Genomic DNA, 17607 nt, shown 5'->3' on the forward strand with positions numbered 1-17607 from the left:
CTACGTTTTGTGATTAAAACTTACTTAAAGTAAAGGTGGAAAAAAATGAAAAATATTTTAGTTGTTAAGGCCAATAACCGTCCTGATGGAGTATCTGCAAAAATGTTTGATACGTTCGTTGAAAATCTTGATACGAACAATGTGGACGTTGTAACCTTTGATGTGTACGCACAACCAATGCCTTATATCGGTCAAACGTTATTTGAAGCATTTGGCAAACTTTCACAAGAACAAGAATTAAACCAAGAAGAACAAGAATTGATGACTGTCCGTCAAGACGTGATGAACAAATTCGCAGCAGCGGATACCATCGTTTTCGCTTTCCCAATGTGGAACTTAACGATTCCTGCTGCCTTGCACACATTCATCGACTACATCTTCCAAGCTGGCTTTACTTTCTCTTATAACGAAGATGGTTCAATGAACCAATTGTTGAAAGACAAAGAAATCGTTCTACTGAATGCCCGTGGTGGTGTTTACTCAGGCGAAATGAGCGCAATGGAAAACGCTGTAACCTTTATGGAAAAAGTTTTCGGTGGTATGTTCGGCATGAACATCACAGAAGAAGTAATCATCGAAGGTCACAATGCAGATCCTTCTAAAACAGCAGAAATCATTGCTGAAGGTTTAGAACGCGTAGCAGCAGCTGCGAAAAAATTCTAATCATTGCTATCGATCAACTCCTCAACAAAGCACTATTGCTGGTTGAGGAGTTTTTTTATCTAAACATGTTGATCGTCCATTGGATCGATAAAACAAAGATGCCCCTTAGAACAGAGCGGTCTAAGGGGCTAAATCTCTTTTTATTTTGATGCTTTCCAATCAAAAGGCAACAGCTCTTCTAGCGTCATGATTTTTCCTGCTGCGATCATGACCTGCGTGTTGTGGTTGGCGGGATCCAGCTGGCTGATGAATTCACGGCAACGACCACAAGGTGGGATCGGCTCACCTGCCGAATTGATTGCAACCATCTGTAACACCCGCTGCTGCCCATCGGTGATCATTTGCGCAGCCGCAGCTTGTTCGGCGCAAAAACCCATGGAACAGCTGGTATCGATACAGATCCCTGTATAAATCTGTCCATCTGCAGTAGCCAGAGCTGCCGCGACACTCCCTGCTTCTGCAAATTGAGAGAGCTGTCTGAATCCCAGTTTTTGTTTCGCGGCATCGATCAGCAACTGAAAGTCCATTTTTCTTCCTCCAAAATAAGCTGGTTCATAGTTAAATGAACCGTTTAAGCACCCGCCATGATTTTTGTTAATAGCTCAGGATCAAAGTTCTTTTCCCGCAGCATCGCGATTTCATAGCCATAAGGGGCTTTTTTGTTCTTTTTGTCTTCGCCGACATACGGTGTTTCCAAAATTTTCGGTAACGCTGATAATTGCTCATGATGAACGATCTTATTCAAGGCTTCAAAGCCGATCGTGCCAAAACCAATGTTCGCATGTCGGTCTTTGTGGCTGCCCTGTGGATTTTTTGAATCATTGACATGGATGACCTTCAAGCGATCCAATCCGATGATTTTGTCAAACTCGTTTAAGACGCCGTCAAAGTCTTCTTTGACATTGTAGCCGGCATCATTCGTGTGACAAGTATCTAGTGTAACGGATAATTTTTCATTTAAGGTAACGCCATCGATAATTGCTGCCAATTCTTCAAAGCTGCGACCAATCTCGGTGCCTTTACCTGCCATTGTTTCTAATGCGATCTGGGCGGTTTGATTTTTTTCAAGGACCTCGTTCAAGCCTTTAATGATCTGCTTGATCCCAGCTTCGGGTCCTGCACCGACATGGGCACCGGGGTGCAACGTGATTTGAGTTGCACCTAAAGCTTGGGCTCGTTGGATTTCTTCTTGTAAGAACGAAACGGCAAAGCCAAAGTTTTCTGGTTTGATGGTATTACCTAAATTAATGATGTAAGGGGCATGGACAACGATATTCGAAATTCCCTTTTCCGTCATAAAATCTTGTCCAGCTGCGATCTGCATCTCTTCGATCGGTTTGCGCCGCGTGTTTTGCGGAGCTCCGGTATAGATCATAAACGTAGTAGCTTGATAGCTAGCCGCCTCTTCTGATGCTCCTAAAAGCATTTTTTTGCCGCTCATTGAAACGTGTGAACCAATCAACATTTTTCTTTTCCTCCTAAATCTAGTCTTCTCTATTATCGATAAAAGCACCTTGTAAAGCGATTATTTTGCTCATTGCCGTATTTTTTTATCAAGCGAGTCCAAATAACATCAGGACACCCGTCATTAGCGGCATACTTATCAAAAAGCTAATGGAAGAAACAAATCCCACCGCCTCTTCCTCCATCCCAGCAATCACGGAATTAATGACCCCAAATAAAGGGATCGGAGCAAACACTAACAAACAAAGTACTGGTTTTAATAAAACTGGGATCGGTAAAACATAGAAAGCCGCGAACAGCACGAAAGCCAGTCCGTAGCGTAAGCTTAAAATTTTGATTACCGTTGGCGTAGTGTGCTTCGGTAAGCGGAAATCCAAAAATAAGCCAATCATAAACATGGACAGAAACGTATTTGCGATCCCGATTGGCTGAACGAGCGCCAAGGCTGACTCGGGAATCCTCCAATCCGCACTGCGGATAATCAGCATCACTAGATAAATGGTAAATGTTGGCGAGCGCAGGAGATTCAAAAAGATTTTTCCTGGTTCAAACGTCGTCCGCTTTCCAATCAAGAACTCGATGAAAATCGTCGTTCCCCCTGCCAACATGATACTGTTCCCCATATCAAACAGCGAAATCAGTGGAATCCCTAAAGGATAAAAACTTTGGGCAAAAGGAATTGCAAAATTGCCGATATTAAATCCTGACCCGCAGTACATAGCAAACTGTTGCAGCGTGTTCGATTCTTTTTTGGTCAAGAAAAATGCGAAGAGGATCTGGACGATCGTAATGATCAAAGCGATCACAATCAAACTAAGCGCACTGACTTGTACTTGCATTGAAGCTAAATTCAAAATGATTGCTGCCGGTAACGTCACATTCAAAATAATTTTGGATAAGATCGAGCCATCCGCTTTTGAAAGGACATTTAGCCGTTTAAGAAAATACCCTAAGAAGATCATGGCAAATAAACCGGCGGCATTCAACACTATATTTCCCATTCCAACAAAGACCCTTCCTCTACAAAAATTTGAAAAAAAGCGAACCAACAGGTCGGTTCGCTTTTTGCGATTAAAATGTTAATAAGAAATATTTTTTCTTGCCACGACGAATCACGACGTATTTTCCACCGATCCGATCACTTGCTTGGATCTCGTACGTTAGGTCTTGGACGCGTTCCCCATTGATGTAGATGGCCCCATTTTGTACGTCTTCTCTTGCTTGACGTTTTGATGGTTCGATTTTAGCAGTCGTCAACACTTCAACGATGTTCAAAGAATCATCCGCTGTTACCTGATGACTAGGAACCCCTTTAAAGCCTTGTTCGATCTCTTCAGCGTTCAATTCTTTGATATTGCCGCTGAATAAACTTGCTGAGATGCGTACGGCTTGTTCATAAGCCTCTGCCCCATGAACCAAAGTAGTGACTTCTTTTGCCAAAGCTTTTTGTGCTGCTCGAGATTCTGGTGCAGCGTTAAATTCAGCTTCGATCGCAGCGATTTCTTCTAATGATAAGAAGGTGAAATATTTCAAGAATTTGACTGCATCACGATCATCCGTATTGATCCAGAATTGGTAGAACTCGTAAGGCGTTGTTTTCTTGGCATCTAGCCAAACCGCATTGCCTTCTGTTTTCCCAAATTTCGTTCCATCTGCTTTTGTGATCAATGGCATAGTCAAACCGAACCCTTGGACTTCACGCTCACGACGCAATAATTCGATTCCAGAAGTGATATTCCCCCATTGATCGCTACCACCTAATTGCAACAAGCAACCGTGGTTGTCGTAAAGGTTCAAAAAGTCATAGGCTTGTAAAAGCTGGTATGCAAATTCCGTGTAGGAAATTCCTGTTTCGATCCGACGTTTGACACTTTCTTTGCTCATCATGTAGTTGATGGTAAAGTTTTTCCCCGTGTCCCGTAAGAAATCGATCAGTTTCAATTCCCCTAACCATTCATAGTTATTGGCAATGATGGCAGGATTTTCTTGGTCATCAAAATCAATAAAGCGAGATAATTGGCTTTTGATACTTTGTGACCATTCCAAAACGGTATCTAATGTGTTTAATTGACGTTCTTGATCTTTAAAGGATGGGTCACCGATCATTCCTGTACCGCCACCAACTAATGCGATCGGCACATGTCCGTTTTGTTGGAAACGGCGCAACATCAAAATAGGCAATAAATGACCAATATGCAGGCTATCTGCGGTAGGATCAAAGCCGATATATAGTTTCACAGACTCTTCATTTAATTGTTTGGTCAAGGCTGCTTCGTCTGTGGTCTGATGAACTAATCCGCGTTGCTTTAGTTCTTCAAAAAAGTCTGTACTCATTCTTTCTCCTCCTAATAATTGCTTCATTGTTCATCTTAACTGAAAAAGAGGGCAATGAAAAGTCTTTCTCTCAAAGTCCTTTACCAAAAAAGAAACTTTTAGGCAAATCTGTTCGTTTTCCCTTATTATCGCTGGTTCAATACAAATACCAACTGGCATTTTCTCGCACACTTCTTTCGATAACAGATAGGGTGCTACCCAAGCGCCTTGTTTTTTGCTATAATTACACGGAATCTATTCTAATTTATTGAGGTGACTCTTTTTGTCCCAGAAAACGAAAAATCAAAAGAATACAGAAAACAAAAATAGAGGCTGGTTCTATTTCAATATCAGTCTTAGGGTTTTACATGCCTTGTTCTTAGTGGCTATTTCTTTACTGGTGCTAGGCGGTTCTTTAGCTTTGGGGATCGGTGCCGGCTACTTTGCTTTTCTTGTGGAAGATACCGCAGCTCCTTCTAAAGATGAGTTGCAGAAAGAACTGACCGACATCACAGAGACTTCTCAACTCGCATACGCTGATGGCAGTAAAATCGCAACGATTCGCTCAGATCTGATGCGAACGTCGGTTAATTCCGATCAAATTTCAGACTACTTGAAAAAAGCGATCATCGCAACAGAGGACGAATATTTTAATATTCATAATGGCGTCGTACCAAAAGCAGTCGTGCGGGCATTATTATCCGAAGCGACAGGCTTTGGCGGCAGCGGGGGTTCCACTTTGACCCAGCAGCTGGTGAAACAACAAATCCTTTCCAGTGAAACGACCTTCAAACGCAAAGCCAATGAGATTTTATTAGCCATGGAAGTGGAGAAATTTTTCGATAAAGATGAGATCGTCACCATGTATCTAAACATCTCCCCTTTCGGCCGGAACAATAAAGGGCAAAATATCGCAGGTGTGCAAGAAGCGGCGCAAGGAATTTTTGGCGTTAACGCAGCTGACCTGTCTTTACCGCAAGCAGCCTTTATTGCGGGTCTGCCACAAAGCCCGATCGTCTACAGTCCTTATACAAATACGGGCGAGATCAAGGAAAACTTGACCGCTGGCTTAGAGCGGAAAGACTTCGTGCTCTTCAGTATGTATCGTAACCACGATATTACGAAAGAAGAATACGAAGAGGCGCTTAATTATGACTTGAAGCAAGACTTCAAAAAACAAGAAGCCATTGAACAAACGGATCAAAGCTTCCTTTATTACACAGTGTTAAATGAAGCAAAAGACATTATTGCCAAACAGCTGGCAGATGAAGATGATGTCAGTGACGAAGAATATGCCAAAGACGAAACCTACCAAAAATACTTCGAATTGGCGCAGCAAAAACTAGTTAATGGTGGCTATACCGTCACATCAACGATCGATAAAGATATTTATAATGCGATGCAAGATGCCGTCGATAAATACGGCTATATGTTAGACAACTGGGGCGACTCCACCATCGAAGTCGGCAATGTCATGATGGACAATGCCACCGGGAAAGTATTAGGCTTTATTGGCGGTCGTAACTATGCTGACAATCAATTCAACCATGCCTTTGATGCTAAACGCCAAGCAGGTTCAAGTATCAAACCAATGCTGGTTTACGGACCGGCGATCGAAAGTGGCTTGATGGGCTCTGAATCAATGGTTTCTGATTATGCCGCAAAATGGCGGACAGGAGAAAACGCCGGTGAGCCGATCGTCAATGCCACAAACCGTGGAACCAATACTTTTATGTCGATTCGCGAATCATTGGAAGTTTCCAGTAATATCGCAGCGACAAATATTTTCCAAGATCTGTGGGAAAAAGAAGGCGATCATTTTTATGCCTATTCAAATTATTTGAGCAAAATGGGCTATCCTGAAGATAACAGCTGGGCATATGAATCAGCGCCATTAGGGGTTACCGATGTCACAGTGTTGAATCAAACAAATGGCTTCCAAACATTTGCCAATAACGGTGTCTATCAGCAAGGCTACATCATCGAATCAATCAAGGATAATGAAGGCGAAGTGCTTTATCAGCATGAAGCCAAACCGGTCCAAGTCTTTTCTGAAGCGACAGCTTCCATCATGACCGACATGATGCGTAGTGTTATCGATGAGCAAAAAACCAGTTCCTTTAAATCGGTTATCAGCGGATTAGATTGGAACCTCGGGAATGCCGATTGGGTCGGTAAAACTGGGTCTACCAATAATTGGTCTGACTCTTGGCTAGTCGTTTCCACCCCATCGATCACAATCAGCAGCTGGTCAGGGCGGGATGACAATAAAGCTACCGATAGTGCAGCAGGAACTCGGACAGCCAATTACATGGCTTACTTGATCAATCGTATCTATCAAACAAACCAAGAAGTCTTTGGTGTAAATCAGAAGTTTGAACTTTCTAGTGATGTCAAAAAAGCTCAAGTTTCCAAGTTTACTGGTACCCAACCAGGAGGAACCGTGCGAGTCGATAATCGAACCTATACGAATCCAAGTAGTACCGTTACTTCTTATTGGGCAACTGGCGGACCAGATACGGTCGATTTCAAATTTGGACTCGGTGGTTCAGATGCAAACTATGCTGACTATTGGAAAAAAGCATCTTCTAGCCGTTCAACAAATCGTTCGTCGAATACATCATCGAATAACGCATCCAACAATGTTACACCTACTGCAAATGATGACGACGAGGACGAGCAAGAAAATAACCAACCTAATACAAATGATGATGATGACTGATCAGCCTTGTGCTGATCAGTTTTTTTATACAAAAAAAGTGTGGGTAGAAAATCCATAGATTTTCTACCCACACGAACGATCGTTGAAGCAAAAAGTGGAACAACAAAGCGTTGCTCCACTAGTCTTTTTATTAAATCGCTGCTTATTTCGTAGAGCTTTTTTCTGAAATACCGTAAGGCAAGACGATCGTTTTTTGTTCTACATCTTCTTTGTTCATCATTTTAGTTAATAGACGCATCGCAACGGCACCCATATCATACAATGGTTGCGTCACACTTGATAAGCGTGGACGAGCTGCTTCAGCCAATAATGAGTTGTTGCTGGTGATGATCTCGAAATCCTCAGGAACTTTAACGCCTTTGTCTAACAAACCATCTAAGACGCCGATCGCTAACTCATCGTCTGTAACATAAGCTGCTGTTGCACCACTGTTGATGATGCGATCAACTAATGCTAAGCCTTCTTTAAAGCTGTATGGTGATTCAAAGATCAACCCTTCAGAATAGTCAAGGTTGTTTTCTTTCAAGGCTTCTTTATAGCCTTTCAAGCGGTTTTGGCCATTGATTGGATCGATCAAAGCACCGCTGACAAAAGCGATTTTTTGATTGTTTTTCGCCAATAATGAAACAGCATCTTTGGCAGCTGCTGTGTAATCGATATTGACACTTCCTACTTGTTCATCAGGATCGATCGAACCAGCTAAAACGACTGGTGTTTTTGAGCGAGAGAATTCCCCGCGAATTTCATCCGTGATGCGATGACCCATGAAGATAACGCCGTCCACTTGTTTTGCTAACAAGTTGTTCAATACGTTGACTTCTTTCATCGTATCGCCATCAGAGTTGGCTAAGATGATATTGTATTTATACATGGTCGCTACATCATCGATCCCACGAGCAAGTGATGAGAAGAACATATTGCTGACATCAGGAATGATAACACCAACAGTTGTGGTCTTTTTACTTGCCAACCCTCGAGCAACTGCGTTTGGACGATAATCCAAGCGGTCGATCACTTCCAGCACTTTCTTACGAGTTGCTGGTTTTACATTTGGATTTCCGTTGACTACCCGTGAAACAGTTGCCATCGATACATTCGCTTCCCGTGCAACATCATAAATCGTAATTGTTTGTTTTTCCATGATATATCTCCCTTATTCTATTTTCAGAAAATCTTATTTACATTTCTTTGTTAGGATAGCAAATTTTTTCTGGATTTGCAACCGTTTTAATTTTGTTTTCATGAAAACTTAGCAATTTCCTACTTTCCCCTCCCCTATTCTCTTCGAAAGCATGATAAAATAGAAAAAGAATACTTGAAAGAAGGTTTTATCAAATGAATGATAAAAAAATCAATGAGTTAAATGCCTGGTTGAAAACCAATGGCGCCGATGTTGCCTATATTTCTAATCCAGCAACGATCGCTTATTTTTCCGGTTTTAAAAGTGAACCTCATGAACGGGTCCTTGCTTTGTTCGTCGCACCTGGAAAAGATCCCTTTCTTTTCACACCAGCTCTGGAAGTAGAAGAAGCAAAAAATAGCGGCTGGCCCTTTGACATTATCGGCTATCTCGATAGTGAAGACCCTTGGGCGAAAATCTGCCAAGAATTGACCTCTCGTTACGAGGTTTCTTCCTTGGCATTAGAAAAAAATGACCTTTCCGTCGAGCGCTATGAAGCATTGAAACGGTTCTTGCCAAAAACCGATTTTTCTTTAGATGTGACCCCGGTGATTCAAAAAATGCAATTAACAAAAACCGCGTCTGAGATTGACACCTTACTAGAAGCTGGCAACTGGGCAGATGTTGCTTTTGAGGTTGGGTTTGCTGCCATCAAAGAAGGCGTTAGCGAAATGGCAATCGTGGCAGAAATTGAGTACGAGTTGAAAAAACGTGGGGTTTCCCATATGTCCTTCGATACGACCGTATTAGCTGGTGCCAATGCAGCAAGTCCTCATGGCGTACCTGGGGATCGCAAAGTGACTGCCAATGAACTCGTCTTATTTGATTTAGGAGTCATCTGGAAAGGGTATTGCAGCGATGCAACCAGAACGGTTGCCTATAAAGAACCGACTGCATTACAAAGAAAAATTTATGACATCGTCTTAGAGGCGGAATTGGCCGCTCAAGCAGCAGTTAAACCTGGGATCACTGCAGGAGAATTAGATAAGATCGCTCGTGATGTGATTACGGGTTATGGCTATGGCGACTACTTCAACCATCGTTTAGGTCACGGCATCGGGACCACGGTTCATGAGTTCCCCTCTTTGATCACTGGCAATGATTTAGTGATCGAAGAAGGCATGTGCTTCTCTATCGAACCGGGCATTTATTTACCAGCTCAGGTCGGTGTCCGCATTGAAGACTGTGTGTATGTCACAGCAGATGGCTGTATACCTTTTACCAAAACTGCAAAAGAATTGCTGGTTTTATCTTGATTTTCTAATGAATCGGCACAACATGTTGGAATTACATGAAAAGGAGTGTTCTTATGAGTAAAAAAGTGTTGGTTTTAGGCGGCACGCGTTTTTTCGGTAAATATTTGGTTCAATCTTTAGTGGATCAAGGCTATGATGTCACGATCGCTACCAGAGGTAAGACGACTGATTCTTTTGGGGATCAAGTCAACCGACTTGTCTTTGATCGCACGGATGAACAAAGTATCAAAACGACGTTGACACAAGAAACCTATGATGTTATTTACGACAATATTGCTTATACTTCAAATGATATTGAGATTCTGTTGCGTCATGTAACACCCAAACGCTACATTGTCACTAGTTCGATGTCTGCCTATCATGAACTGCACTTCGATTTGAAAGAAGCGGATTTTGACCCTGCCAAAGAAGCGGTCAAAATTGTCTGCTCTGAGGAAGTCAATTATGCTGAAGGCAAACGAACCGTTGAAGAGATTCTTACCCAAAACTACAGTCAGATCCCCTCCGTTTTTGTCCGCTTTCCTTACGTGATCGGTGCAGATGATTATACAAAACGTTTTGCCTTTTACATCGACCATCTGATAAAGCAAAAGCCAATGGCTGTCGATAATCTAACGCATCAAATGGGCTTTGTGGATGCCCAAGAAGCTGGCCAATTTTTAGCGTTTTTAGGTACCAGCTCTTTCACAGGACCCATCAACGGTGCGTCAAAAGGCACGATTTCTTTAGAAGAAGTGCTGCAATACGTAACGGAAAAAACCGGTCTTTCCCCTCTCTTTTCAGAAACAGGTGATCAAGGCCCTTACAATGGTACACCTGTTTATTCGCTCAATGTTGCTCTCGCTGAGGGAATTGGGTTTCCATTCAGTCAACTGCGGGATTGGATCTATCAACTTTGTGATTGGGAAATCACCCAAGCATCAAACGAATAGCTACTGAAGTCACAAAAAACGTTCGCCGATTTAACTGGCGAACGTTTTTATCTTTTAAAGCAATCAAATTTTGTATCCTTGCTTATGCTTCAGGATTGTTTTTTTCTAATCTATCTTTTAATTCTTCTTTTGCATCTTCCAAGTCAGCTTTAGCTTCTTTTGTTTCTGCTTTCGCTGTTTTTTTGGCATCATCCGCTGCTTTTCCAGCTTCTTTTTTCAAATCAGCTGCGGCTGCTTGACCGTCTTTTTTGGCTTCTTCAACTACAGGTTTTGCTTCTTGTGCCCCTTCTTTGACGGTTTGTTTCATATCCGCTGCAGAAGATTTTGCATCAATGACGATATCTTGGACTGTATCATCTGCATCTTCTTTGGCATCTTTCGCTGTTTCTTTCACATCGCTTGCTGATTTTTTGAAGCGTTCTGATAGGTCACCTGCTTGTTTCTTTAACTCTTCAACGGTTTCTTCTGATGAACCAGCTGCTGTTTCTTTTAAGTCATCGACTTTCGCTGTTAAAGAACCGGTAAAGTCAGATGCTTGCTCGCTTAATTTTGCTGCTTTATCTTTAGCGATATCGACAAGATCCGTACTTCTTTCTTTGGCTAAATCACCATAATCAGATGCTTTATCTAATAAATCGTCTGCTTGTTTTGCTAATTTATTTCTTAATGTTTTACCAGATTCTGGCGCCAACAAAAGTGCTGCTGCTGCTGCCGCTGTTCCTCCGATGATTGCTCCTAATAAAAATCCGCCTTTTTTACTCATTGAAAGTCCTCCTTTTATTTTTGGTTATTTTTGTCTTTGAAAAATTTCATGGCTGTTTGACCGACTTTTCCAGCTACCGTTGCTTTGGCAGTGGTCCGGCCAAGACTACCCACGCGCGTAATTAAATTTTTTCCAGAAACATTTAGTTCTGAAACACTGGTACTTAGATCTGCAACTGCTGTGAACAAAGGATCGATGGTTGCGACTTTTCCGTTCACATCTTGTAAAAGCTCATTCGTTTTTACCAATAGACCTTCAACCTCTTTTGAAAGAATATCAACATCTTTGGTAATGACACGGATGGTTGTGTTTGCTTCTTCGACCGTTTTGTCTACTTTGGTCATTGTCTTGCTGACTTGCATCAACAAACGAACGACGAAAATGACCAATACGACAAATGCGATCGCAGCAATCAATGCAGCTAGTTCTCCTCCTGACATAGAATGGCTCCTTTCCCCATTTACTTATATTAAGAATAGCATTTCACTGCACTTTCTACAAATAAAAGACTGCATTTTTAAGAAAATTATCCGCTTTCAACAGGAAATAATAAAAAAACAAAGCAATTTCATCAGAAATTGCCTTGTTTAGGAGTTTTTGTTATTTTTTTGACTCTTTCGGTGCTTCTTTGACTTCTTTTTGAGCCGGAGCTAGTTCTTTTCCTAACTCGATCAAATACTCTTTCAGGTTGTCTTTGACTTCAGGGTGCACTAGACCATACTCAATACTTGTTTTTAAGAAACCGAATTTGTCTCCTACATCGTAACGTTTGCCGGTAAATTGATGAGCAAACACGCGTTGGGTTTTGTTTAATGTGTCGATGGCATCCGTCAATTGGATCTCGCCGCCAGCACCAGGTTCCTGATTGGCTAAAATATCAAAAATTTCAGGGGTCAGCAAGTAGCGACCAATAATTGCTAAATCACTTGGCGCATTTTCTGGCGCTGGTTTTTCAACAAAGTTTTTGACATTGAACAAGCCTTTTTCAACTTCCATACCAGGATCAATGATTCCGTATTTTGATGTATCTTCATGAGGAACATCCATGACAGCGATCGTTGATGCATGCGTTTTTTCATAATTATCGATCAGCTGTTTCGTCAATGGCACTTGATCTTCCATCAAGTCATCACCTAGCATGACTACAAACGGTTCATTTCCGACAAATGCCCGAGCCTGTAATACGGCATGGCCTAATCCTTTCGGATGAGATTGGCGAATGAAATGCAGATTTACGTCAGTTGTTTCTTCCACTAATTTCAAAAGCTCTGTCTTGCCTTTTTCTTTTAGATTCATCTCTAATTCTAAATTGGCATCGAAATGGTCTTCGATCGGACGCTTTGCTTTTCCTGTTACGATCAAAATATCTTCGATCCCTGATTGTAAAGCTTCTTCCACGATAAATTGGATCGTTGGTTTGTCAACGATCGGCAACATTTCCTTTGCCATTGCCTTTGTAGCTGGTAAAAATCGGGTACCTAGACCGGCTGCTGGGATAACTGCTTTTTTGACATTCATGTGACTCGCTCCTTTAATCATAATGATTGATCTACCGTAAATTCGTTTTCTTCTTTGCCGTCTCGCAGCATAATATCTTTCGCTGCTTGCTTGATGTCTTTGCCTTCATACAAGACTGAATAAATCGTTTCTGTGATTGGCATTTCCACTGACAAAGCTTCTGCTAATTCGCGGGCAGCTTTGGTGGTTGAAACTCCTTCAACGATCATGCCCATATTGTCTAACACTTCGTCTAAGCTATGGCCTTTTCCTAATAGGTTTCCGGCACGCCAATTCCGCGAATGGACACTGGTACACGTGACGATCAAATCGCCAACACCACTCAATCCGATAAAGGTTAATGGATTTGCACCCATTGCCACACCGAGACGACTGATTTCTGCTAACCCACGGGTCATGATCGCAGCCTTCGCATCATCCCCAAAGCCCAGTCCAGCAATCGCTCCGGCACCAATAGCGATGATGTTTTTCAGCGCGGCGCCAGTTTCGACACCGATCACATCGTTATTGGTGTAGATTCTAAAGTAATCATTCATAAATAGCTCTTGTACATATTTAGCAGCCGATTCATTTTCTGAAGCTGCCGTGATCGTGGTAATATCATGGACAGCGACTTCTTCGGCATGTGATGGTCCTGACAGGACAACGATTTCTTGCCGTTTATCGGCTGGGATCTCTTCGGCAAGTACTTCTGAGATTCGTTTATGACTGCCTTGTTCTAATCCTTTTGAGGCATGGATGATGACTGGTTTACCGGTTGTCTTCTTAGTGAATTCTTGTGCCACGGCACGAATCGCTTTGGTTGGTACTACAAACAAGACAGCATCTGCCCCTTGGATCGCCTCTTCTAGATTTTTGCAGCCTAAAATATTTTCAGGTAATTTCAAATCAGGCAAATAATGCCGATTGGTATGATACGTATTGATTTCATCGATTTGGGCGGGATTGTTGCCCCAAATAGTCACTTCATGTCCGTTTTCAGACAAGACTTGTGCCAAAGCAGTCCCCCATGATCCGGGACCTAAAACGGCGATTTTCTGTTTCACTATGGAAACCTCCTCTATCCTTTTCGCAAATTCATGCACTTTATCATTTTACCATAATTTCGATAAAATAACTGTTTAGATAATCGTTTGGTTTTTGCCAAAGCTGCGATTGTAGTCTTTTAAAGTTTGGTTTTTCCGACGCCAGATCAATAGCCCAATCGCTCCAAAGAATAATAAAGCGGAAAGTGCTTGTGACACACGGATATCCCCAAATAAGTATAAACTATCGGTGCGCATTCCTTCAATAAAGAAGCGTCCGAACCCATACCAAATTAAGTAGCTCAAGAAAACTTCGCCTTCTTTTAATAACCCAGTTTTCTTGCGCAAGAAAATCAAAACGATAAATCCGATCACATTCCAAACCGATTCATAAAGAAACGTCGGCTGCCGATACGCTTCGTCGATATACATATTATCGATAATAAATTTCGGTATATACAAACTTTCTAAGAAGGAGCGGCTGACTTCTGCTCCAAATGCTTCATGGTTCATAAAGTTGCCCCAACGCCCGATGCCTTGTGCCAATAGGACACTTGGTGCGGCGATATCTAAAAAGGTCCAGGGAGAAATAAAATTTCGTTGGCAGAAAAAGTACAGCCAAATCCCCCCGGCGATCAATGCACCATAGATAGCGATCCCACCAGACCGAATATTGAAAATTTGACTTGGGTCATCAATATAGTATTGCAAGTCAAATAGAATATAATAAAGCCGTGCACCAATGATCGATACTGGCAATCCAATCAACATAAAATCAGTCACATCATCTGGCTTGAGCCCGACACGAACCGCCTCTCTCGTGCTTAACCACATAGCAATGATCACGCCTGATACGATAATGATCGCATACCAATAAATCGGCAAACCAAATAGTTCAAATGCGACTCGATTTACTAAACCTAACATCTATCTTATCCTCTCTAGTTTCCAGAATTTTCTTCGATCAATTGCGTCAATCGATTTTCAAAGGTCTTCGTTGCATCATAACCCATCGTTTTCGCCCGGAAATTCATGGCAGCAACTTCGATAATGATTGCAACATTTCGACCAGTTTTTACGGGGATTTTGATTTGTGGTACATCAACGCCACCAATTTCAACCGTCGTATCATCGGTTCCTAGTCGATCATACTTTTTGTCTTTCGCCCAAGCTTCTAAATACACCGCTACTTGAACCTGCATATACCCTCTTACGGCACTGGCACCAAAAAGATTCATGACATCGATGATCCCGATTCCCCGGATCTCGATCAAGTGTTGCAAGATTTTCGGCGGTTCCCCCACCAAAGTCAATTCATCTTGCTTATACACATCCACACGGTCGTCAGCGATCAACCGATGCCCACGTTTGATCAACTCTAATGCTGTTTCGCTTTTACCAATTCCGCTATCGCCTTGGATCAAAACGCCTAAGCCATAGACATCCACTAATACCCCATGGACACTGGTTCTTGTGGCTAAGCGTCCATCGAGGAAACTAGAAAGCTCCCCTTGCAGACGTGAGGTTGAGATGGGCGAACGTAGAATCGTAATCTCATGTTCTTTGCAGGCTTGAATCATTTCTGCTGGTACTTCCAAGCCGCGAGAAACAATAAATCCCGGTGTATCATCGGCACACATTTTGCGCATCACCATCAAGCGTTCTTCTGGCATCATTCGTTCCGCAAAGGTGATCTCTTTGCTGCCGAATAATTGCAGACGATCATGGGAATAGTAATTAAAATAACCCGTCAATTCCAAACCAGGTCGGGAAATATCACCGGTAATGATTTCTCTTTCTAAACTGTTTTCAGTTCCTTCAACTATCTCTAAATTTAAAGCCTCCGCCAGCTCGCTGACTTTGACGGTTTCTGCCATAGGTTTTCCCTCTTTTCTCAATGATTCTTGCCGCTGCTTCTTGTAAACGACACTCTGGTTCTATTTTATCATTCTATCAGTAAAGTTACTACCTTCGCCAATAGAAGTCCTCATTCTTTTTCGTTTGTGTTATTATTTTACTAAGGAGGGATTTTTAATGAAATTTTCAGCATACAAGTATCAACGCCCTGATTTTCCAGTTTATCAAGAAACATTCAAAAAAGCATTAGCAAACCTTCAGTCAGCCGATACCTTCTCGGAGGCGAAGCAAGCCCTTGATGCTTTGAACGAACTAAGAGGAACGATCGATACCGCAATGAACTTGGCTTCGATCCGCTATTCGATCGATACCAACGATGCCTTTTATGAAGCAGAAGACACCTTTTGGAATGAATACCAGCCTCATTTTGAAGCTCTGGATTTTCAATTCTATCAAGCACTCCTGGCTTCACCTGTCTTAGATGAATTAAAAGCCGAATATCCAGAAACACTTTTTTTATATGCCGAAAGCCGTGTGAAGCTTTTTGATGAGGCCTTGATCGAATTGTTTCAAAAAGAAAACCAATTGGCTTCTGATTACAGCAAATTGGTCGCTTCTGCCCAAATCGACTTCCAAGGAGAAACCTATACCCTCGCACAACTGCGACCATTTACCGAAAACAAAGATCGCGGTGTTCGAAAAGAAGCGTTTGAAAAACAAACGGCTTTCTTCACGGAAAATGAAGACCGTTTTGATCAAATTTATGACGAGATGGTCAAGGTTCGTACCGAGATCGCCCACAAGCTCGGCTTTGAAAATTATGTTGCCTTTGCGGATACCCAAATGAATCGTTGGGACTATGATCGTTCAATGATCGAGACCTATCGTCGGGAAATTTTAGAAAAAGTCGTCCCAATTACCCAAAAGCTGTACCAAAGACAGGCGCAGCGTAATCAATTGACTCAGGCAACCTTTACCGACTTGCCACTTTTTTATCCTAGTGGTAACGCAGAGCCTAAAGGAACTCCTGAAGAACTAGTAGAAAAAGCCCGTGTGATGTATCAGGAACTATCCCCTGAAACTGGCGAATTTTTTGATTTTATGGTCGAGCATGACCTACTTGATCTACTAAGCAAAAAAGGCAAACAATCTGGCGGCTACTGTACGTTTATCCAAGACTATCAATCGCCATTTATCTTTGCCAACTTTAACGGTACTTCGGGCGATGTCGATGTTTTGACCCACGAAGCTGGCCACGCCTTTCAAGCCTTTCGCTCTCGTTGGATCAAAGAACCGGAAATTCTCTTTCCCAATTATGAATCTTGCGAGATCCATTCAATGTCGATGGAGTTTATCGCCTGGCCATGGATGGATGCCTTTTTCGAAGAAGAAACAGAAAAATACAAATTTGCGCATCTTGCTAGCAGCCTGCAATTTCTGCCTTATGGCGTTTTAGTGGATCACTTCCAACAAGAGGTTTATGAGCATCCTGAGTGGTCACCAGCACAGCGCAAAGCCCGTTGGCGGGAATTAGAGCGCCAGTATTGCCCAGAACGGGATTATTCAGAATATCCTGACCTTGATCGTGGCTTGTATTGGTTCAGACAGGGGCATATTTTTGAATCACCTTTCTACTATATCGATTACACATTGGCACAAGTGTGTGCGTTCCAATTTTGGTATCGATTCATCGTGGCAAAAGACGAAACCGCTTGGCAAGATTATTTGGCCATTTGCGAAGTCGGCGGCACGAAAACATTTCTTGAGATCCTGGCTCTGGCTCATCTACGTTCACCTTTTGAAAAAGGAGCGCTTGATGAAACGTTACAGGCAGTAGATACGTATCTGTCAGCCATCAAAGAAGAACAGTTAAACTAAAAAAAGACGTTTCCGTTTCTCCACTAGCTTCGTAGC

General features: G+C 42.2%; 16 protein-coding genes. 5 read left to right on the top strand and 11 right to left on the bottom strand.

The window, feature by feature from the left end; genetic code table 11:
• Positions 1 to 45: 45 nt before the first annotated feature.
• Positions 46 to 663: an FMN-dependent NADH-azoreductase gene (locus tag IGJ01_RS09965; RefSeq protein WP_005225804.1), complete on the top strand. Its 618-nt coding sequence runs from the start codon at positions 46 to 48 to the stop codon at positions 661 to 663.
• Positions 664 to 803: 140 nt separating this feature from the next.
• Here IGJ01_RS09965 and IGJ01_RS09970 read toward each other — a convergent pair whose 3' ends face one another.
• From IGJ01_RS09970 to tyrS, 4 genes are all read right to left on the bottom strand, one after another.
• Positions 804 to 1190, bottom strand: coding sequence for a cytidine deaminase family protein (locus IGJ01_RS09970; protein ID WP_008378460.1), 387 nt, complete (start codon positions 1188 to 1190; stop codon positions 804 to 806).
• Positions 1191 to 1234: 44 nt separating this feature from the next.
• A complete protein-coding gene (locus IGJ01_RS09975; protein WP_430601033.1) occupies positions 1235 to 2128 on the bottom strand; it encodes a deoxyribonuclease IV in 894 nt (297 codons plus the stop codon).
• An 88-nt stretch (positions 2129 to 2216) separates the two neighbouring features.
• Positions 2217 to 3128 carry an AEC family transporter gene (locus IGJ01_RS09980; protein WP_016612232.1) on the bottom strand — a complete coding sequence of 304 codons (912 nt, stop codon included), beginning with the start codon at positions 3126 to 3128 and terminating at the stop codon, positions 2217 to 2219.
• Positions 3129 to 3198: 70 nt separating this feature from the next.
• Positions 3199 to 4461, bottom strand: coding sequence for a tyrosine--tRNA ligase (tyrS, locus tag IGJ01_RS09985; protein ID WP_008378466.1), 1263 nt, complete (start codon positions 4459 to 4461; stop codon positions 3199 to 3201).
• A 262-nt stretch (positions 4462 to 4723) separates the two neighbouring features.
• Between tyrS and IGJ01_RS09990 the strand changes: the two genes are divergently transcribed.
• The gene (locus IGJ01_RS09990; RefSeq protein ID WP_016612234.1) at positions 4724 to 7162 is read left to right on the top strand and encodes a transglycosylase domain-containing protein; all 2439 of its coding nucleotides are present in this window, start codon (positions 4724 to 4726) and stop codon (positions 7160 to 7162) included.
• A 142-nt stretch (positions 7163 to 7304) separates the two neighbouring features.
• Here IGJ01_RS09990 and ccpA read toward each other — a convergent pair whose 3' ends face one another.
• Entirely contained in the window at positions 7305 to 8303 is a 999-nt protein-coding gene (gene ccpA / locus IGJ01_RS09995; RefSeq protein WP_008378470.1) for a catabolite control protein A, read from the bottom strand.
• Positions 8304 to 8497: 194 nt separating this feature from the next.
• On the opposite strand from ccpA, the gene IGJ01_RS10000 reads away from it, so the two are divergent.
• Both IGJ01_RS10000 and IGJ01_RS10005 read left to right on the top strand, forming a co-directional pair.
• Positions 8498 to 9598, top strand: coding sequence for a M24 family metallopeptidase (locus IGJ01_RS10000; protein ID WP_430601035.1), 1101 nt, complete (start codon positions 8498 to 8500; stop codon positions 9596 to 9598).
• A gap of 53 nt (positions 9599 to 9651) precedes the next feature.
• Positions 9652 to 10530, top strand: coding sequence for an NAD-dependent epimerase/dehydratase family protein (locus tag IGJ01_RS10005; protein ID WP_244731891.1), 879 nt, complete (start codon positions 9652 to 9654; stop codon positions 10528 to 10530).
• A gap of 82 nt (positions 10531 to 10612) precedes the next feature.
• Here the strand turns inward: IGJ01_RS10005 and IGJ01_RS10010 are convergent, their stop codons facing one another.
• The 6 genes from IGJ01_RS10010 to hprK form a co-directional block, all read right to left on the bottom strand.
• Entirely contained in the window at positions 10613 to 11293 is a 681-nt protein-coding gene (locus IGJ01_RS10010) for a YtxH domain-containing protein (protein ID WP_430601036.1), read from the bottom strand.
• A 14-nt stretch (positions 11294 to 11307) separates the two neighbouring features.
• Positions 11308 to 11733, bottom strand: coding sequence for a DUF948 domain-containing protein (locus IGJ01_RS10015; protein ID WP_005235398.1), 426 nt, complete (start codon positions 11731 to 11733; stop codon positions 11308 to 11310).
• 160 nt (positions 11734 to 11893) lie between these two features.
• Positions 11894 to 12811, bottom strand: coding sequence for a UTP--glucose-1-phosphate uridylyltransferase GalU (gene galU, locus IGJ01_RS10020; RefSeq protein ID WP_008378473.1), 918 nt, complete (start codon positions 12809 to 12811; stop codon positions 11894 to 11896).
• A gap of 17 nt (positions 12812 to 12828) precedes the next feature.
• Entirely contained in the window at positions 12829 to 13857 is a 1029-nt protein-coding gene (locus IGJ01_RS10025) for an NAD(P)H-dependent glycerol-3-phosphate dehydrogenase (RefSeq protein WP_008378474.1), read from the bottom strand.
• Between the two features lie 75 nt (positions 13858 to 13932).
• Positions 13933 to 14763, bottom strand: coding sequence for a prolipoprotein diacylglyceryl transferase (gene lgt, locus IGJ01_RS10030; protein WP_005235390.1), 831 nt, complete (start codon positions 14761 to 14763; stop codon positions 13933 to 13935).
• 14 nt (positions 14764 to 14777) lie between these two features.
• Positions 14778 to 15713 (bottom strand): HPr(Ser) kinase/phosphatase, encoded by a 936-nt coding sequence (gene hprK / locus IGJ01_RS10035; RefSeq protein ID WP_005235388.1) that lies wholly within the window; start codon positions 15711 to 15713, stop codon positions 14778 to 14780.
• A 157-nt stretch (positions 15714 to 15870) separates the two neighbouring features.
• Here hprK and IGJ01_RS10040 point away from each other — a divergent pair, with 157 nt between their 5' ends.
• Positions 15871 to 17571 carry a M3 family oligoendopeptidase gene (locus tag IGJ01_RS10040; protein WP_429961318.1) on the top strand — a complete coding sequence of 567 codons (1701 nt, stop codon included), beginning with the start codon at positions 15871 to 15873 and terminating at the stop codon, positions 17569 to 17571.
• Positions 17572 to 17607 lie beyond the last annotated feature (36 nt).

It is taken from the genome of Enterococcus sp. AZ089, from assembly GCF_050547225.1.
In the GTDB taxonomy this organism is placed as follows: Bacteria; Bacillota; Bacilli; order Lactobacillales; family Enterococcaceae; genus Enterococcus_D; species Enterococcus_D entomosocium.

Bases quoted from the DNA above. Each gene is read 5' to 3' on its own strand.
- IGJ01_RS10005 (WP_244731891.1), top strand. From the start codon at position 9,652: ATGAGTAAAAAAGTGTTGGTTTTAGGCGGCACGCGTTTTTTCGGTAAA.
- hprK (WP_005235388.1), bottom strand. From the start codon at position 15,713: ATGGCAGAAACCGTCAAAGTCAGCGAGCTGGCGGAGGCTTTAAATTTA.
- galU (WP_008378473.1), bottom strand. From the start codon at position 12,811: ATGAATGTCAAAAAAGCAGTTATCCCAGCAGCCGGTCTAGGTACCCGA.
- IGJ01_RS09980 (WP_016612232.1), bottom strand. From the start codon at position 3,128: ATGGGAAATATAGTGTTGAATGCCGCCGGTTTATTTGCCATGATCTTC.
- IGJ01_RS09970 (WP_008378460.1), bottom strand. From the start codon at position 1,190: ATGGACTTTCAGTTGCTGATCGATGCCGCGAAACAAAAACTGGGATTC.
- IGJ01_RS10010 (WP_430601036.1), bottom strand. From the start codon at position 11,293: ATGAGTAAAAAAGGCGGATTTTTATTAGGAGCAATCATCGGAGGAACA.
- IGJ01_RS09975 (WP_430601033.1), bottom strand. From the start codon at position 2,128: ATGTTGATTGGTTCACACGTTTCAATGAGCGGCAAAAAAATGCTTTTA.
- IGJ01_RS10000 (WP_430601035.1), top strand. From the start codon at position 8,498: ATGAATGATAAAAAAATCAATGAGTTAAATGCCTGGTTGAAAACCAAT.
- lgt (WP_005235390.1), bottom strand. From the start codon at position 14,763: ATGTTAGGTTTAGTAAATCGAGTCGCATTTGAACTATTTGGTTTGCCG.
- IGJ01_RS10040 (WP_429961318.1), top strand. From the start codon at position 15,871: ATGAAATTTTCAGCATACAAGTATCAACGCCCTGATTTTCCAGTTTAT.
- IGJ01_RS10015 (WP_005235398.1), bottom strand. From the start codon at position 11,733: ATGTCAGGAGGAGAACTAGCTGCATTGATTGCTGCGATCGCATTTGTC.
- IGJ01_RS09965 (WP_005225804.1), top strand. From the start codon at position 46: ATGAAAAATATTTTAGTTGTTAAGGCCAATAACCGTCCTGATGGAGTA.
- tyrS (WP_008378466.1), bottom strand. From the start codon at position 4,461: ATGAGTACAGACTTTTTTGAAGAACTAAAGCAACGCGGATTAGTTCAT.
- ccpA (WP_008378470.1), bottom strand. From the start codon at position 8,303: ATGGAAAAACAAACAATTACGATTTATGATGTTGCACGGGAAGCGAAT.